The organism is Exiguobacterium sp. BG5(2022), from assembly GCF_031844365.1.
Lineage (GTDB): Bacteria > Bacillota > Bacilli > Exiguobacteriales > Exiguobacteriaceae > Exiguobacterium > Exiguobacterium profundum.
On sequence record NZ_JAUZVB010000008.1, the window covers coordinates 1 to 17,975 of the forward strand.

Below are 17,975 nucleotides of genomic sequence, written 5' to 3' on the forward strand. Positions count from 1 at the left end.
TACGTTCATAATGAAATCGAACTTCATATTCTGCTCGTTCACACGATGAAATTCCGAACAATTTTAATGTTATTTAAGTTAATGAACACAATTCTGAACTTTCTGAACATCGGGAATTGAATTGCACTTTTACGTTATACCTGTTACCATTACAGAAATATTTCGAAACAAAGATGTAGGTAGAACGAGAAAGGGGCCATCAATTTTTATGTGGGAAAATAAGTTTGCAAAAGAAGGTTTAACATTTGATGATGTATTACTCGTACCACGGTTTTCAAATGTTTTACCACGTGACGTTGATTTAAGCACGAAGCTCTGTGAAGGACTCGAATTAAATATTCCGATCATCAGTGCCGGTATGGATACCGTTACTGAAGCCCCAATGGCGATTGCTATGGCCCGTCAAGGTGGTTTAGGTGTCATTCACAAGAATATGTCGATGGAAATGCAGGCTGAGCACGTCGATCGCGTAAAGCGCTCAGAAAATGGTGTCATCACAAACCCGTTCTATTTAACTCCAGACCGTCAAGTATACGATGCAGAATACTTGATGAGTAAGTATCGTATTTCGGGCGTCCCAATCGTCAACTCAGAAGATGAACGTCAATTGATTGGTATTTTAACGAATCGTGATCTTCGCTTCATCAAAGACTATTCGACGGTAATCAAAGATGTCATGACGACAGAGAACCTCATCACAGCAAAAGTGGGTACATCGCTTGAAGAAGCCGAGCGTATCCTTCATCAACATCGCATCGAGAAACTTCCACTTGTCGATGAGAACGGTGTATTAAAAGGTCTCATTACGACGAAAGATATCGAAAAGGTCGAACAGTTCCCGAACGCAGCAAAAGATAAGCAAGGTCGTCTTCTTGTCGCAGCTGCAGTCGGTGTGACGAAAGACGCGGCTTCACGTGCTCAAGTGTTGGTTGAAGCAGGTGTGGATGCATTGGTTATCGATACGGCACACGGTCACTCAGCTGGCGTACTTGAAAAGGTTCGTGAGTTACGTGATATGTTCCCATCCCTTCCAATCATCGCAGGGAACGTGGCAACAGCAGAAGCGACGCGTGCATTGATTGAAGCAGGAGCATCCGTCATTAAAGTTGGGATTGGACCAGGCTCGATCTGTACGACACGTGTCGTCGCAGGTGTCGGTGTTCCGCAAATCACAGCAGTCTATGATTGCGTGATGGAAGCGAAAGAGCACGGTGTCTCAGTCATCGCTGACGGTGGAATTAAGTACTCTGGTGATATCGTCAAAGCCATCGCCGCTGGAGCCAATGCAGTCATGCTCGGAAGCTTGCTTGCGGGTGTGAAAGAGAGCCCAGGTGAAATGGAAATCTATCAAGGTCGTCAATTCAAGACATACCGTGGTATGGGATCAGAAGCATCGATGAAACGCGGAAGCCAAGATCGTTACTTCCAAGAAGCAGACAAAAAATTCGTTCCTGAAGGTATCGAAGGTCGCGTCGCGTATCGCGGTGAACTGGCTGACACGGTCTATCAATTGATTGGTGGTCTTCGTTCAGGTATGGGGTATTGCGGCGCTGCCGACATTCGTGCCCTTCGTGAAGATACACAGTTCATTCGTATGACAGGTGCTGGACTCCAAGAGAGCCACCCACACGATGTCAACATTACAAAAGAAGCACCAAACTATTCACGTTAATGAAAAAGCCGCCATCCTGTTCACTCAGGATGGCGGTTCTTTATTTGCGTTTCTCGACTAAAATGACGGTACCTCCCTGATCTTGAGCAGGAAGTGAGACGGTCACCTTCCCGTCTTTTTGAACAGTGTATGATTTGCCGCTATAGCGGTCAATCAAAATAGTCTTCGCCTTATACGACGTCTTAAATGAAACGGTTTGTGCTTTCTCTTTCGTGTTCAATCCGACGAGAACGGACTGTTTGCCGTAGGCCCGCTCAAAAATCGAGTAACCAGAATTGGCATTCACAGAGACGGATGATCGTGTTCCTTTACTGAATACGTGAGAATAGTCTGCACGGATATTCAATAGTTTTTGGTAATGCGTATGCATCGCTTTCCCTTCTCCTTTGACACGTGACCAGTCAAAGTCATAGCGGTTCTCATTGAACTCACCTTTATCCATATCCCCTGCATGTTTCCCAGATTGCCCGACTTCTTCTCCGTAATAGATGACCGGTTGACCTTTGGCCGTAATCTGAAGGGCGGCAGCGACCATTTGCTTACCTGTGTCTCCATCTGCGCGCGAGACGAGGAATCCATCTTCGTCGTGGCTACTTAAGAATTGTCCAAGCGTTGCTTCATTCGATAATTGGTTATTCCGATATTGGAGCGATTTTTCTACATCTTCAATGTTGCCGTTTACGAATCGCTCGGCCTGGTATTTAAAATCGAAGTCGAGCAAGGAATCCATTTGTCCACTCCGCAGATAACCGCCTGTATTGTTGATGCTGGCTCCATAGTGTTCGCCGATGAGTTTGAAATCTGGCTTGATTGTTGTCAGCTCATTTTTGAATGATTTCCACGTCGTTGAATCTACATGTTTGACCGTATCGACACGGAAGTAGTCGATTGTATTTCCTTTTTTCGTTTTCGAACGTTTGATCCAATCCGTCTGCCATTTGACCAATTGCTCCCGCACGGCCGCTTCCTCGGTCTTGAAATCAGGAAGACCAGATAAGGACATTCTGAGGTCGTCCCCATCGACCGGATTCTCGCGAATCATGCCATCGAATACTTGTCGTTCTGCATCCGTCGGGAAATTCGTGACGGCTGAACTTGCACCTGGTTCCATGCCGTAGCCTGGATGGTTCAAGACGACATCGACCATAATTTTGATGCCACGCTTATGCGCCTCGTCAATCAATTTATGGAATGCGGCCATATCTCCAAGGTGTTCATCAAGTTTTTCAAAGTTTTTCGCCCAATATCCGTGATAGCCATATTGAGACCCATCTTTCCCATAACGCAAATCCCAATCGATGTTATCCACAATCGGTGTAATCCAGATTGTATTGATGCCTAAGTCATCTAAATAATCGAGTTTTTTTGTGACACCCGCAAAGTCTCCACCATGGTACGATTCCAGATGGTCTTTATCATAGTACTCACGGTTCGGATTATCATTGGACACGTCCCCGTTGTAGAAGCGGTCGGTTAGCATGAAGTAGATTCGTGCCTCATCCCAATCAAATGCTTGTTTCTCTTTCATCGATTTCGGAACGACACGGATGGTGGTCTTCGAGCGATGGACATTTCCATACTGGTCGACGGCTGTGACAGAGAGCGTCTTGTTTCCTGGTTTGATCGTATCTTTCACCGCAATGGTTTGAGCATTCAATGCACGGTCGATGTGCAACTTAGCGGGTCCTCCGAGAGGTCGTGCATCGATATAGAGTTCACGAAGCGTCACTCCCTTTGGTAAGGTTGGTTTTACCCGTAGGACGGCATTTTCTCTGGAGCTAATCGCTTTTGGACTGACTGAAGAAGTGAGTTTGACGGTCGGTTGGCGATACTCTATTTGAGAAGCCTCAAAGTACGGATCCTTCACTTCAGTCGTCACCCCGTCTTTTGTGACGAGGTACGTGTAATCATGAACGCCTTCAGGCAAACGCACTGTGTGGCGGAACCATTCGTTTTCAGGCTCATACGTCATCGGATATGTTTCATCATTGATTTTGAGTGCGACCTGTTCGATTTCATTCATTTTTCCGGATTCATAAAGTGCTACATCGCGGTAGAAGAAACTAATCCCGTCTGTACCGTACACTGGTCCGTTGACTGTCGGAACTTGATGGAACACACCTTTGCCGCTTTCGACGAGGACCTTCGTGACACGGTCTTCTCCGAGCGTGACGTATCTGTCTTCTCCGTATGCGTCCTTCACAGCCCAATCCGTTCCTTTTCGGATCACAAATCCGACTTTGGTGGCGTCTTGACCAACGGGGATTCGGAAGATGGCCCCGTCCTCCGTGATGCGATACGGGTCAACTTGGCCGTCTTTTTTACCGGTGCTCCACGTCCACAAGTTCCAATCCGTATAATCTCCATCCGCGCGGACATACTTCATCTCGATATAACGAGTCGTTTCCCATGGATCGGCGAGCTTGGTTGCCGTTTTGAACGAAGTCGTCAAGGCAGGGAGTGACGTGTTGGAAATCGTCCCTGTCACCGCATCCGCTGGGATGGTCGCCGTATATGACGTGTCGAGTGCGAGTGCCTCTTTCGGCTGAAGTGTCACGGTCGAACCGTTCGTTGTCACGTCGACCGGGATTTTTGTCTCTCCTTGTTGAAGCGTGACTGCTTCAGTATCGAGACGGACAGGTTCGTTGAACGTCCATGTGATTGGGGTAGACACATCCACGTCGATCGAGGATGAAGCCGGGGTCACCGAAACGACCTCAAGCTGATCAATCGTCTCCACCCCATTTAACGTGAACGGGGCACTATATACGGATTGCGTCGACGGAGTAGCAGCGACGTTCCAGCTGTTCGCCAGTTGGTTGGCCGCGTTACTTGGAATCGTATCGAACGCACCATGCTCTCCTGCATTATTGCCGCTCAATACAGTCAAGGCACGAACTTGGTCTCCATTGTTTAGCCCGAGTAAGGATAATGGAATCTTTCCTTCGAATCCTTTCGTCCGGTCCACTGCGAAAGCCGCACCGTTCAATTGGTTCAATTGTAAGAGTGGGGTATCCTGTCCGGCCTTATAAAGGGCGGCCTCTTTGACTTTTTGATCGCCATCGACACGAACGAGAATATGATATTGTGGTGCCTTGTCGACGCCTGTAAAGTCGAATGGGTATCCGAGTGGATTTTTAGAGATGCCAGAATCCTCATCGTTAATTTGAAGGGCGATATTAATGTATTGTCCGTTGTCACCCCAATTCGGGACATTGTTCGCATCTACATAAAAATAAAGATGTTGGGCGTCGTTTTGTATGTATAAATCACCGACATCAAATCCTTGCCAACCTGTAGCCGGGGAAGTCGCAAGAGCTGGGATTGAAGTCCAGTCTGTTTTCGATCCATCAATCGTCATCGTAGTCGGTTCGGCCAATGCGTTCATCGGGACACCGGCTTGAATGAGTAATGCTCCGGAAAGGATCAGCGTTGAAGCCTGACGAGCGGTTGTTTTTTTCATGAGGCACCTCTTCCTGTCAAATATATTTGCACACTTTTATGCAAACGTTTTCAAAAACAGTTTAGCGGAACTTGAAAGCGCTCACAATATGTTTTTGCAAAAATAATAAACCGCCTCTCCTATTTTCAAAGGAGAAGCGGTCAAGAGGATGGAGCGACGAGCTTTCCTTTTACAATCAGGCGCTCTGTCGTATCGAACGTACACGTGATTAACGTGATGGTTGGGGTGGAGGTGACATCTAATACATCGACTCGTTCAGGAGAAACGGTTTCAAGCGAAGTGACTACGTACTCGTACGTTTGCGCTTCATCCTGAAGGTAGATCGTCGCACCGACCTCGATTTCATGGAGCGGTCCGAATAGGGCAGTTGCTCGTTGTAGGTAGTGGCCGGCGAGCGCGTAGTTCCCTTTGCCCATCTCTTGTTCAGGATGCATCGTTCCGGTGCCTACCGCGAGACTTTCATTGTCCAAGCCTTTCATGATGGGAAGTTTCAGTGAGACATCGGGAATTGAAATCACGCCGATTGTCGGCAAATTATGAAACCGATTGCGCGCCTGTAGGACGTCCGATACAGAGAGCGGACTGACGGCTTTAAAATCATAACTTGGATCAAATTCGCTCTCTTCTTGAAATTCCATCTGTTCCACCACGTATTCACTCGTCGAACTAGCAATGGCATTTTTCCAAATCGGACTCGTCAAAAAGAGGGTGCCGCTCCCAATGAGTAAAAGTCCGATGAGCCACCGGATTCGTCGATTCATGACTTCCCTCCTTTTGAAACTTCCCACGCAAGCATCAACTGAACGATCACGTCAGGTAAAGTCGACTCAGACAAATGCGCAAACCCGAACAGAAATTGCTTGTGGGAGTCCGGATGCACGATACGATAGTCGTTCATGGATTTAATGGCGATTCCGGCGGATTCGGCGGACCGCTTCAATTCTTGCTCTGTTCGCTCGGTCGCGATGGTCAACACGACGTGCAATCCGGCACTTGCTCCGGTCACGGTGACGGTCGGTTCGAATGGTCGGAAGGCGGAGAGGACACTTTCTAACTTACGACGGTATATTTTTCGCATCCGGTTCAAATGCTTCTCAAAGTCACCGCTCGACATGAATAAGGCCAACGTCTGTTGTTCGAACCGGGGAACGCTACAGGTGAAATACTGGTGTCGTTCCCGGTAACGGTTTAACAAGGGTGTCGGTAAGACCATATAGCCGATGCGTAAGGATGGCATGAGAGATTTTGAAAACGTACTGATATAGATAACCCGTTCGTTCGGGTCCATGCTCTGCAGTGACGGAATCGGCTTGCCGCTATAGCGAAACTCGCTGTCGTAATCGTCTTCGATGATATACGTCTGATGGACGAGTGCCCAATTTAACAAACGTTGCCTTCGACTGACAGACAGGACGGTCCCTGTCGGAAATTGATGAGCAGGTGTGACATATAGTGCATCGATTGCATGACGCTCGAGCTCATTCACACAAACACCACTATCGTCTACGGGAATAGGAATCGATGTGCGTCCTTGTTGTTCGAACAACAATCGCGTGAGCGGATAACCAGGGTCTTCGATCCCGAAGATAGACGAGTCCGGTAATAGATTCAAGAGTTGTGGCAACAGCTGTTCCGTACCGGACCCGACGATGATCTGTTCTGGTGAGCACTGTACGCCACGGGAGTGATAAAGATATGTGGCGATTTCTTGGCGTAATTCTAGATCTCCTTGAACAGAACCTAACGCAAGTAATTCATGATTCACGTCATCGACGACATGTTTGATGTGTCGCTTCCATCGTTCAAACGGGAAGGCAGTCGTGTCGATTTGACTCGGGGAAACATCATAATCATATGTCTTTCGCTGAGGGGCTGGTGTGATGGTACTACTCGAGCGCCGGACGTACAGTTCCTCTTGAGGTAACACATAAAATCCTTTTCGAGGAATGGACTCGATGTATCCTTCGGCGAGTAACTGGGCATACGCGAACTCGACCGTGGTCTGCGAGACATCTAAAAATTGAGAGAGCTTACGCTTTGAAGGTAATTTGGTTCCTGTCTTTAACGTATCGTCGAGGATGGCATCCCGAATGTGTTTATACAATTGCTCGTAAAGCGGGATGGACGATTCTTGATCAAGCGATAAGGTAAGCATATCCATGGTGTGACGTTCCTTTCTTTACGAACCAAAAAAGAAGTAGAGCATAAACCCAAGTATAATGATGAAAGAGACAATCCCGGGTGTCCCGAATGAGGCACGATGACCCCCATCAAACGAATCGCGGTTTAACAAACGTATTCCTCCTTTATACTTCAACAGGTTCGTGATAGATGAAATAGAGTCCTTTATTTAAAACTGACCACTTTAAATAATGAGAAACTGGCACTTTTAATATAGTCAATTCAACTTATACTAGCAAGTAGAACACGAATCAATGGAGGGATTTCAATGGAAAAAAGACAAGTAGGGACAGATAAAGTAAAACGTGGGATGGCTGAAATGCAAAAAGGTGGCGTCATCATGGACGTCATCAACGCTGAACAGGCGAAAATCGCTGAAGCTGCCGGTGCTGTGGCTGTCATGGCGCTCGAACGTGTACCATCAGATATCCGTAAAATGGGTGGCGTTGCCCGTATGGCTGACCCGACAATCATCGAAGACGTCATGGGGGCAGTATCTGTGCCGGTTATGGCAAAATGCCGGATCGGGCATATCGCTGAAGCACGTGTCCTCGAGTCGATGGGGGTCGACTTCATTGACGAGAGTGAAGTGTTGACACCAGCCGACGAAGAGTTCCACTTGTACAAGCGCGACTATACGGCGCCGTTCGTATGTGGAGCACGCGACCTCGGTGAAGCAGCCCGCCGTATCGGTGAAGGGGCAGCGATGATTCGTACAAAAGGGGAGCCGGGAACAGGGAACATCGTCGAAGCGGTTCGTCATATGCGTACAGTCCAAGCTCAAGTGAAACGTCTCTTGTCGATGAGCGTAGATGAGGTCATGACAGAGGCGCGCGACCTCGGTGCACCGTTTGAAGTATTGATGCAAATCCGTGAAGCGGGCCGTCTGCCGGTCGTAAACTTCGCAGCAGGTGGAATCGCGACACCAGCGGATGCTGCCTTGATGATGCACCTCGGGGCAGATGGAGTCTTTGTCGGATCTGGTATTTTCAAAGCGGAGAACCCAGAAAAATTTGCACGTGCCATTGTAGAAGCAACAACGTATCACGATGACTATGAGCGAATCGCACACTTGTCAAAAGGATTGGGTGAGGCGATGAAAGGACTCGACGTCCGCACACTCAAAGAAGAAGAACTCATGGCACCACGAGGCTGGTAAGATGGTAACGATTGGCGTATTAGGAATGCAAGGTGCGATTCGTGAGCATGTTCGCATGCTGGAAGCGCTCGGTGCTCGAACCGTTGTCGTTCGCTCGGTAGAAGACTTGGAGTCAATTGACGGACTCGTGTTACCAGGTGGAGAGAGCACGGCAATGCGTCGACTACTCGATCGTTATGGATTACTTGAACCACTTCGAGAGACGGAAACGTTACCAATGTTCGGCACATGTGCCGGCATGATTCTTCTCGCGAACGAAGTCGAAGGGTATGACGCCCACTTGAAGAAAATCCCGATGACAGTGAAACGCAATGCGTTCGGACGTCAGGTCGACAGTTTTGAAGTCGACCTTCCAGTGAAAGGGATCGATGAGCCAGTCGAAGCGGTCTTTATTCGTGCTCCACAAGTGGCACGTGTCGAACCGGAAGTAGATGTGCTCGCTGAAGTGGAGGAAGCGATTGTGGCGGTCCGTTACAATCAGTATCTGGCTTGCTCGTTCCATCCCGAATTGACGGATGACCTCTCGTTACATCGCTATTTTATCGAGATGGTCAAAGCGAATCAGAGTCAACATGTATAAGTTTGAGGGACCTCGCAAAAAGGGGGTCCTTCAAACTTATTTTTTGTTACACTGAACAAAGAAGCGTACAGAAAGGGGAAACGATGTGAAGGCCCGTTATTTCATCATATTGCTCACTGTCGTATTCGTCATACAGACCATGTTGCCATCGGCTGCCTCTGCGGCCGCTCCGAAAGTGGATGCAGCAAGCGCGATGCTTGTAGACGTGACGACAGGACAAGTTCTATTTGCCAAACAAGAAGATTCGATGCTTCAGCCGGCTTCAATCACGAAGCTGATGACTGCATTTTTGACGCGTGAGGCGATTCAGGCAGGGAAACTCAGTTGGACACAAGAAATCACACCGAGCGATGCTGCTTTGGCGTTGACGAGAAAGCCGGGGTTGGCACGAATCCCGCTGTTAAATAAACCATATACCGTCAAAGAATTATACGATGCCGCGTTGATTCGTTCAGCGAATGAAGCGGCCGTAACGCTCGGGGAGGCCGTATCCGGTTCGGAAGAGGCATTCGTCAAAGAGATGAATCGCCGGGCTGATGAATTAGGGATGACGCAAACGACGTTCGCGAACGCCTCAGGACTCGATTCTGAATCCGCTGGCCTACCGGGAGACAACTTGACGTCTGCTAAGGACTTGATGAAGCTCGCGATCGCGTATTTGACGACGTATCCGGAAGTGCTCGACGTGACGAAGCGGGCATACGTGGACGTCGACGGTGTTCGATTTGATGCGACGAATCGCATGCTCGCTAATCGTGACCTCGCTTATCCGGGAATGCTCGGCTTCAAGACAGGCACGACGAATGAGGCGGGATATTGTTTCATCGGCGTATCCACACGGGATGGGCGTACCGTTTTGTCGGTCGTCCTCGGTGCAACATCGGACGAGGGACGTTATGCAGCAACGAAAGCGCTACATGATTATGCTTATGCGGATTTCGTGATGACCCCAATCTTGCGGATGGGGGAGACAATCTCCAAGATGGCAACGGTCTCTCAAGGCGAGGAAGAGCAAGTCGCGGTCCGAACGACGAACGACTTTGAAGTATTAGTCGAAAAAGGAAGACCCGTACCGGAGCCCGAATATGATCTGCTTGATTTAGAGGCTCCGATTAAGGCTGACACACAGGCAGGCATGGTCACCATCGATTCTTCGGAGAACGTACGCTATTTAGAGGGAGAGGCTCCTCCTAAGATGGCACTTGTTACAGCGGAGTCGGTCGATACCGCCTCGTTCTTGACGAGAATAACGCGAGCTTTTTTGGATTTCCTCGATCAAATCCGACTCGCACTTGGAAAAATCAGTCTTGTCGAACAAGTTGAGATGTTGTAAAGTAAGATTAATTCAATGACAGATGCGATGATGAGAATAAGTACGTTACGTACGTCTACTGACAGAGAGCTAGTGGTTGGTGCAAACTAGTGAGATGACGTGACCGAATCGGCCTCGGAGCATTGACTTGGAAACAAGTCACGTTCGCACACGTTACGTGCATCGAGTGGCTCAAACATTTGGGCAACGAGGGTGGCAACGCGGATCCAAGGTGGTTCGTCCCTTTCCTACGGGAAAGGGACGTGCCACCTTTTTTATATGAAAAAGGAGGAATAGCAATGTTAGACATTAAACGTTTGCGACAGGATTTTGAAGGGATTAAAGAAAAGTTAGCTCACCGGGGGGAAGACTTGAGTGCACTTGACCGCTTCCCACAACTAGAGGAGAAACGTCGCGACTTGATCAACGAAGTCGAAGTGAAGAAAGCGAAGCGCAACGAAGCGACAAAACAGATCGCTGAATTGAAGCGGAACAAAGAAGATGCCGAAGGTCCGATTTTAGAGACACGTCGCCTCGGCGATGAAATCAAACTGTTGGACGAAGATTTACGCGAAGTTGAGGCAGAACTCAACTTGATTTTACTCAGCATCCCAAATATCCCGCACGAATCAACACCAATCGGCGAAACGGAAGACGACAACGTGACGATTCGCGAAATCGGGACAAAGCCTGAGTTTGATTTCGAGCCTAAGCAACATTGGGACGTGATGGAAGACCTTCAAATCGTCGATGTCGAGCGCGCTGGAAAAGTAACAGGTAGCCGCTTCGTCTTCTATAAAGGATTAGGCGCTCGCTTAGAACGTGCCCTCATCAACTTTATGATGGACCTTCATTCAGATGAGCATGGGTACGCTGAAGTGTTACCTCCTTACATGGTCAATCGAGATTCGATGACAGGAACGGGTCAGCTTCCTAAATTTGAAGAGGATGCATTTAAAGTAGCGGATACGAACTACTTCCTCGTTCCGACTGCTGAAGTACCGGTCACGAACATGCACCGTGAAGAAATTCTTGCGGAAACACAACTTCCAATCGCGTATACTGCATATAGTGCAAACTTCCGTTCTGAAGCTGGGTCAGCGGGACGTGACACGCGTGGGTTGATCCGTCAGCACCAATTCAATAAAGTCGAGCTCGTCCGCTTCGTAAAACCGGAAGAGTCTTATGAGCAATTGGAACTGTTGACAGGTCATGCTGAAGAAGTATTGAAACGTCTAGGCCTTCCTTATCAAGTGCTCAGCATGTGTACGGCAGATCTCGGATTCACTGCCGCGAAAAAATACGATATTGAAGTATGGATGCCGGCACAAGGGGTCTATCGTGAAATCTCGTCTTGCTCAAACTTTGAAGATTTCCAAGCGCGTCGTGCGGGAATTCGTTTCCGTCGTGACGCCAATGCGAAACCTGAGTTTGTGCATACGTTGAACGGTTCAGGTTTGGCGGTCGGACGAACGGTCGCAGCGATTCTTGAAAATTATCAACAAGCGGATGGATCGGTCGTGATTCCAGAAGTTCTTCGTCCTTACATGGGTGGAAAAGAAAAGATTGAAATGCCGAACTAAACGCTTGAGCAGCCTCGATTTTGAGGCTGCTCAATTTTTTTAATGTTTTTTCACAAAAGGGTTTGACATCTGTCTCTTCAGTTGGTACTATAAATCATGTCGAGCGACACTGTTGCTCACGAATTGCATATGAGCTTTGGAGGTGTACCCAAGTGGTTTAAGGGAACGGTCTTGAAAACCGTCAGGGGTGTAACAGCCTGCGTGGGTTCGAATCCCACCACCTCCTCCATTTCTTTTTTGGAGGCTCACACAATTTTATATCTTCTGGAGGTGTACCCAAGTGGTTTAAGGGAACGGTCTTGAAAACCGTCAGGGGTGTAACAGCCTGCGTGGGTTCGAATCCCACCACCTCCTCCACTTTCTTTTTTTTACACTTTTTTAGGCCTGGAGTTGTACCCAAGTCCGGCTGAAGGGGACGGACTCGAAATCCGTTAGGAGTCGCAAGGCTCGCGTGGGTTCGAATCCCACCAACTCCGCTTTCAATCGGGCATCTGCAGAGGCAGATGCATTTTTTGTATCCACAGACATAAGCGCTGTGGATTTTTTTATGCACAAAAAAGAAGGATTACGCTGTCGTTGGCGCAATCCTTCTATTGATTATCTCACTTTTGCTTCGCGCGCAATCGTGAGTTGCTTTTCGATTTTCTCAAGAATGAGTTCAACTGAATCAGGGTCGTTGATGAGGTCGTACTCTTCAATCGAGAGACGCAATACCGGACACAGGTTGAAGTTGTTGATCCATTCTGTGTAGCGGGCGTACATTTCTTCCCAATAAGCGATTGGTGTTTGCTGCTCCATCTCGCGACCGCGCATCTGAATGCGTTCGAGTACTTGTTCGAACGAACCTTCGAGATAGATTAATAGATCCGGGTGCGGGAAGAACGGTGTCAACACCATTGCCTCGAACAAACTAGAATACGTTTCGTAGTCTGTTGGTGACATCGTCCCTTTTTCATAGTGCATCTTGGCGAAGATGCCTGTATCTTCATAGATTGAACGATCTTGGATGAAGCCGCCACCGTATTGGAAGATTTTCTTCTGTTCTTTAAAACGTTCTGCCAAGAAGTAAATTTGAAGATGGAAGCTCCAACGTTCGAAATCATGATAGAATTTATCGAGGTAAGGGTTGGTATCTACTTTTTCGAGAGACGTTCGGAAATTCAATGCATCGGCTAACGAATTGGTGATCGTTGATTTCCCGATCCCGACCATTCCACCGATTGTAATGATCGTATCGTTCGGGATGTTATATTTATCAATCAGCTTCATTTTATTTGGGCTCCTTTAGTTAATTCTAATTCACGCTCAATCGTTTTTAGGACATGAGTCAAGTCGTCCGGATTGTGTACAAAGTCGAGTTCATCCCCACTGAACGAGAGAATCTTCACTTCTGGATGGGCCGCGCGATATGATTCAACAAACGTCTCATAGTCGTGAGCAAGTTGTTCGAGGTAATCACGAGACATATTCTCTTCCACTTCACGTCCACGCAAGGCGACTCGTTTCATTAATGTCTCAATGCTGGCATGTAAGTAAATGACGACATCAGGTTTCGGCATATCATGTGTCAAAATCTTATAAATCTGCTCGTACTTGTTCAAGTGTGCCGGTTTCAGCGAACGGTGAGCAAAAATCAAGTTTTTGAAAATATGATAGTCCGAAACGACGGATTGTTGCTGACTCAAGTGGTGTTTGTGAATATCATCCAACTGCTTGAATCGATTGCACAAGAAGAACATTTCCGTTTGGAAACTCCATTCTTCGATATCTTCATAAAACTTGCCGAGAAATGGGTTCTCTTCTACAATTTCATTCAGCATCTGCATCGAGAAATGCTGACTGATGATATGGGCCAGTGATGTTTTCCCGACACCAATCGGTCCTTCTACCGTTATAAACATATGATGTCATCCTCCATTATCCAAAGTGCAAGTTCCATTCTAGCACACAATACGAGCGATATGGCGAGGGATTTGATTTTCATTTTTTTTCATAGTTTTAAATAAGAAATGAGGTGAATCGATGGAACGTGATGAGCGATTTATGCAGTTGGCCATCGAAGAAGCAAAGAAAGCAGAAGCCATTGGCGAGGTGCCGATTGGTTGTGTGATCGTGAAGGGAGACCAGGTGATCGCAACGGGGCACAATCGTCGTGAGACGGATCGATTGGCGGCAGCACACGCCGAGCTGATTGCGATTGAAACGGCCAATGAGACACTAGGGAATTGGCGATTAGAAGACTGCGAACTATACGTTACCCTTGAACCGTGTCCGATGTGTGCGGGCGCAATCGTGTTGTCTCGCGTGAAACGTGTCATTTTCGGTGCCCACGACCCGAAAGGTGGATGTTGTGGGACGTTGATGAACTTGGTGCAGGATGAGCGGTTCAATCACCAAGCCGAAGTGACAGAAAATGTTTTAGCAGAAGAATGTGGACAGCTCCTGACAGATTTCTTCCGAGCGCTTCGAGAAAGGAAGAAACAAGAACGACTCAATCAGAGAGGTTGCAACCCAATCGATTAAACAGTATAATGTAATAGCACTCGAGGTAGTGCCTAATTTCATTTACCCATTTGCCGTGCTAGGTGGGGAGGTAGCGGTGCCCTGTCACTCGCAATCCGCTGTAGCGAGACTGAATCCCGATTCGAGGGAGTGCGCTGGTGTGGTCTGCCTTATGTAAGTGGCGTTGACGTCTGAGTCCTGCGCAACGGTCACCCATGAACCAGGTCAGGTCCGGAAGGAAGCAGCCTTAAGTGGTGACGTACCGTGTGCCGCAGGGGTGCTTGGGCTGAGCAAACTGCATGAGTAACGCATGTTGACGTGCTTTCAGAAATCGGTGCGCGGCAGATTTATTTTATAACTTCAATCTATGGCCCCCGGGCTGTAGATTTTTTTGTATGATGAGATAGAGAAGAACAGTAGGGAAGGAGGCGAACTCATGGCGTATCAAGCGTTATATCGTGTATATAGACCTCAATCGTTTCAAGAGGTCGTCGGTCAAGTCCATATCACACGTACGATTCAAAATGCTCTGTTAGAGGAGCGGATGTCACATGCGTACCTATTTTCCGGCCCACGTGGAACGGGGAAGACGAGTTTGGCGAAAATCATTGCCAAGGCAATCAACTGTGAAAGCGCGCCGACACGTGAACCATGTAACACCTGTCCGACGTGTATCGCCATCACGGAAGGGACGAGTCCCGACGTGTTTGAAATTGATGCCGCATCGAACAACGGGGTTGACGAAATTCGGGAGATTCGAGACAAAGTCAAATATCCGCCGTCCCAAGGGCGTTACAAAGTATACATCATTGATGAAGTGCATATGTTATCGACCGGTGCATTCAACGCGTTGTTAAAGACGCTTGAGGAACCACCGGCACATGCGATATTCATCTTGGCCACGACAGAACCACATAAAATTCCGGCCACGATCATTTCCCGCTGTCAGCGATTTGATGTCAAACGACATGAAGTGAGTCAATTACAAACGCGGATGGCCTATATTTTGAACGACCAAGACCATGACTATGACCCGGAAGCATTGAAACTCATCGCACGTGCTGCCGATGGCGGGATGCGAGATGCCCTCAGCTTACTCGATCAGGCGCTCGCATTCAGTGATGAGCGGTTGACGGAAGAAGCAGTGTTAGAAGTCACGGGTGCCGTGACGGATGAAACATTGCTCGACATGGCGTATGGTCTCCAACGGAAAGAATTAAATGCCATTTTGAGTACGCTTGAATTGATGTTACGTGAAGGGAAGGACTTGAAACGTTTCATCGAAGATTTAGTGTTCGTTCATCGGGATGCGTTACTCTTGAAAGCATCTCCACAAGCAGCTGACTTATTGGAACGTGCTCGTCCGACTGACGAGTTTCGTCAGTTCGTCGAAGCGACTTCAACGGATGAATTGTTCCAAGTGATTGAAGAGCTCAATGATTGCCAACAGCAGATGAGGTTATCTAACCATCCGAAAGTGTTGGTGGAGTTAACATTCATCCGGATCGCGGAACAAGGCCGTACAATTAGTGAGCAAATGACACAACTACAAGATCAAGTGCGTGAACTGAGCCGTGAATTAAATGAAGTGAAGAAGAATGGTGTTGTCGTGACAGGTGGAGAAGCAGAAAAGCCGAAGCCTGCTCCGAAACGGACACAAATCCGGGTGCCTAAAGAACGGATTCGCCAACTCTTGCAACGGGCCGAACGGCAGCATTTGAATGCGATTCGCGACAGCTGGGGAGATATCATGACGAATATTCGGATACAAGATGGTCCGATTTTCGCTCTCTTCTATGAAAGTGAAGCTGTCCTTTGTGCAAGTGACACCTTACTGGTACAATTTAAAGATGGAATGACATGGCACTATGAACAAGTGAGTTCAAATGGTCGTACGCGCGATGTGATTGAACAGGCGTTATTCGAAGTGACGGGGATTCGTCGCGAAATCATGGCGGTGCTTGAGACGGATTGGAATGAACTAAAAAATGAGTTCATCCTTCAAAAACAAGCAGAACGAACGGAACAAGTCGAAGAGCCGGAAACCGAGGATCCGCTAGTTGCGCAGGCGATGGAACGTTTTGGCGATGTCGTTGAAATCGAAGAAACATAAGGGAGGCGCTCTGAATGCGTGGAATGGGAAACATGAACAACATGATGAAACAGATGCAAAAGATGCAAAAAGATATGGCGAAAGCTCAAGAGGAATTAAAAGAGTTATCGGTTGAAGGAACAGCGGGAGGCGGCATGGTGAAAGTTGTCGTCAGCGGTCATAAAGAAGTTTTAGACGTCATTATTGCTGAAGACGTTGTCGATCCGGACGATGTGGATATGTTACAAGATCTCGTCTTAGCAGCAATCAATGATGCAATGAAACAAGCGGATCAGCTTGTGAATGATAAGATGGGACGTTTCACACAAGGGATGAACCTCCCAGGCTTTTAAGTGAAGAAAGGATCGATGCGAGTTGCAATACCCTGAAGCCATTGGACGATTGATTGAGAGTTTTACGAAGTTACCTGGGATTGGACCGAAAACTGCGGTACGTTTAGCATTCCATGTATTAGATATGGAAGAAGACGATGTGTTGACGTTCGCGAAATCTCTCGTGAGTGCGAAGCGTGACATAAAGTATTGTACCGTGTGTGGCCACATCACAGATATTGATCCGTGTGCAATCTGCAAAGACTCACATCGGGATGAAACGGTGGTTTGTGTGGTTCAAGACTCAAGAGACGTGATTGCTATGGAGAAGATGCGGGAGTACAGAGGGAAGTATCATGTTCTTCATGGAGCCATTAGTCCAATGGAAGGGATTGGTCCAGAGGATATTAATGTTTCAAGTTTGCTGACACGTTTACAAGAGAACGAGTCGATTCAAGAAGTGATTTTAGCGACCAACCCGAACATTGAAGGGGAAGCGACTTCGATGTATTTATCGAGACTACTCAAACCGACGGGAATTCGCGTGACGCGTCTTGCCCATGGTTTACCAGTCGGTGGAGATTTGGAGTATGCGGATGAAGTGACATTATCTCGGGCGATGGAAGGTAGAAGAGAACTATGAAATGGTTTCGTAAGTCGTTAAGAGATGATTATGATCAACGACTACTGACTGAGTTGCTAGAAGCTAAGGCTAAGTTTGAATCGAAACGTCGGATTCTTGAAGTCAGCATAGAGGACACGGGAGAGCTAGCTGCTCAAGTGAAGCAAGCGGAAGCTCTCTACTTCTTCTATTTGAAAGAAGCAAAGAAGCGAAATGTTTCGTTATCGTCTCTTCGTTCTTAAGGCGACGCCAATGGCGCGCCTTCTTTATTTTTAGTCCTATATAATGAAAGAAAAAAATCGTTTTGGTTGAGCAAATGAAGTTTTTATATATTTCTCTAATCTTTTTAACAAAAAGGGTTGCGTGGTTATTATTTTACTGATATATTAATAGACGTCGCCGAGATAAGCGACGAAGAAAACAAAAAATATTTTTAAAAAGTGGTTGACCTTTTGTTCTCCACTTGGTAAGATATTT

General features: G+C 47.5%; 15 protein-coding genes, 3 tRNA genes, 1 other RNA gene and 1 other annotated feature. Of the genes, 14 read left to right on the forward strand and 5 right to left on the reverse strand.

All coding sequences use genetic code 11. The annotated features are described in order from the left end of the window. Positions 1-208 precede the first annotated feature (208 nt). Positions 209-1,672 (forward strand): IMP dehydrogenase, encoded by a 1,464-nt coding sequence (gene guaB / locus Q9R25_RS14585; protein ID WP_074035270.1) that lies wholly within the window; start codon positions 209-211, stop codon positions 1,670-1,672. 40 nt (positions 1,673-1,712) lie between these two features. On the opposite strand, the gene Q9R25_RS14590 is transcribed toward guaB, so the two are convergent. The 3 genes from Q9R25_RS14590 to pdxR form a co-directional block, all read right to left on the reverse strand. Continuing rightward, complete coding sequence (locus tag Q9R25_RS14590) at positions 1,713-5,135, reverse strand: alpha-amylase family glycosyl hydrolase (RefSeq protein WP_311283346.1); 3,423 nt, start codon at positions 5,133-5,135, stop codon at positions 1,713-1,715. A 140-nt stretch (positions 5,136-5,275) separates the two neighbouring features. Beyond that, on the reverse strand, positions 5,276-5,896 hold the full coding sequence (locus Q9R25_RS14595) for a class A sortase (RefSeq protein ID WP_311283347.1): 621 nt from the start codon (positions 5,894-5,896) through the stop codon (positions 5,276-5,278). Beyond that, positions 5,893-7,296: a MocR-like pyridoxine biosynthesis transcription factor PdxR gene (gene pdxR / locus Q9R25_RS14600; protein WP_159563186.1), complete on the reverse strand. Its 1,404-nt coding sequence runs from the start codon at positions 7,294-7,296 to the stop codon at positions 5,893-5,895. Before pdxR ends, Q9R25_RS14595 begins: the two co-directional genes overlap by 4 nt. A 288-nt stretch (positions 7,297-7,584) precedes the next feature. Between pdxR and pdxS the strand changes: the two genes are divergently transcribed. The 7 genes from pdxS (at position 7,585) to Q9R25_RS14635 (ending at position 12,426) form a co-directional block, all read left to right on the forward strand. Next, positions 7,585-8,475, forward strand: coding sequence for a pyridoxal 5'-phosphate synthase lyase subunit PdxS (pdxS, locus tag Q9R25_RS14605; protein ID WP_012727762.1), 891 nt, complete (start codon positions 7,585-7,587; stop codon positions 8,473-8,475). Between the two features lies 1 nt (position 8,476). Continuing rightward, positions 8,477-9,055, forward strand: a complete 579-nt coding sequence (gene pdxT / locus Q9R25_RS14610; RefSeq protein WP_074035275.1) for a pyridoxal 5'-phosphate synthase glutaminase subunit PdxT — start codon at positions 8,477-8,479, stop codon at positions 9,053-9,055. A gap of 85 nt (positions 9,056-9,140) precedes the next feature. Continuing rightward, positions 9,141-10,388, forward strand: coding sequence for a D-alanyl-D-alanine carboxypeptidase family protein (locus Q9R25_RS14615; protein ID WP_196431817.1), 1,248 nt, complete (start codon positions 9,141-9,143; stop codon positions 10,386-10,388). Positions 10,389-10,406: 18 nt separating this feature from the next. Then, positions 10,407-10,615 (forward strand) — a binding site (T-box leader). A 51-nt stretch (positions 10,616-10,666) separates the two neighbouring features. Continuing rightward, on the forward strand, positions 10,667-11,950 hold the full coding sequence (serS, locus tag Q9R25_RS14620; RefSeq protein WP_214873976.1) for a serine--tRNA ligase: 1,284 nt from the start codon (positions 10,667-10,669) through the stop codon (positions 11,948-11,950). Positions 11,951-12,088: 138 nt separating this feature from the next. Further along, positions 12,089-12,179, forward strand: a tRNA-Ser gene (locus Q9R25_RS14625). A gap of 37 nt (positions 12,180-12,216) precedes the next feature. Continuing rightward, positions 12,217-12,307, forward strand: a tRNA-Ser gene (locus tag Q9R25_RS14630). A 29-nt stretch (positions 12,308-12,336) separates the two neighbouring features. Then, positions 12,337-12,426: transfer RNA gene (locus tag Q9R25_RS14635), tRNA-Ser, on the forward strand. A gap of 121 nt (positions 12,427-12,547) precedes the next feature. On the opposite strand, the gene Q9R25_RS14640 is transcribed toward Q9R25_RS14635, so the two are convergent. After that, positions 12,548-13,219, reverse strand: coding sequence for a deoxynucleoside kinase (locus Q9R25_RS14640; protein WP_012727758.1), 672 nt, complete (start codon positions 13,217-13,219; stop codon positions 12,548-12,550). Then, on the reverse strand, positions 13,216-13,851 hold the full coding sequence (locus Q9R25_RS14645; protein WP_012727757.1) for a deoxynucleoside kinase: 636 nt from the start codon (positions 13,849-13,851) through the stop codon (positions 13,216-13,218). Before Q9R25_RS14645 ends, Q9R25_RS14640 begins: the two co-directional genes overlap by 4 nt. Before the next feature lie 121 nt (positions 13,852-13,972). Here Q9R25_RS14645 and tadA point away from each other — a divergent pair, with 121 nt between their 5' ends. The 6 genes from tadA to Q9R25_RS14675 all read left to right on the forward strand — a co-directional run bounded on the left by tadA (position 13,973) and on the right by Q9R25_RS14675 (position 17,740). Continuing rightward, positions 13,973-14,473 (forward strand): tRNA adenosine(34) deaminase TadA, encoded by a 501-nt coding sequence (gene tadA, locus Q9R25_RS14650; protein WP_074035279.1) that lies wholly within the window; start codon positions 13,973-13,975, stop codon positions 14,471-14,473. A gap of 53 nt (positions 14,474-14,526) precedes the next feature. Then, positions 14,527-14,794: signal recognition particle sRNA large type (gene ffs / locus Q9R25_RS14655), an RNA gene on the forward strand. A 94-nt stretch (positions 14,795-14,888) separates the two neighbouring features. Next, positions 14,889-16,565 carry a DNA polymerase III subunit gamma/tau gene (gene dnaX, locus Q9R25_RS14660; RefSeq protein ID WP_074035280.1) on the forward strand — a complete coding sequence of 559 codons (1,677 nt, stop codon included), beginning with the start codon at positions 14,889-14,891 and terminating at the stop codon, positions 16,563-16,565. 14 nt (positions 16,566-16,579) lie between these two features. Further along, positions 16,580-16,897, forward strand: coding sequence for a YbaB/EbfC family nucleoid-associated protein (locus Q9R25_RS14665; RefSeq protein ID WP_012727754.1), 318 nt, complete (start codon positions 16,580-16,582; stop codon positions 16,895-16,897). A 22-nt stretch (positions 16,898-16,919) separates the two neighbouring features. Next, the gene (recR, locus tag Q9R25_RS14670; RefSeq protein WP_012727753.1) at positions 16,920-17,519 is read left to right on the forward strand and encodes a recombination mediator RecR; all 600 of its coding nucleotides are present in this window, start codon (positions 16,920-16,922) and stop codon (positions 17,517-17,519) included. Then, positions 17,516-17,740 (forward strand): YaaL family protein, encoded by a 225-nt coding sequence (locus Q9R25_RS14675; RefSeq protein WP_031424056.1) that lies wholly within the window; start codon positions 17,516-17,518, stop codon positions 17,738-17,740. Before recR ends, Q9R25_RS14675 begins: the two co-directional genes overlap by 4 nt. Positions 17,741-17,975 lie beyond the last annotated feature (235 nt).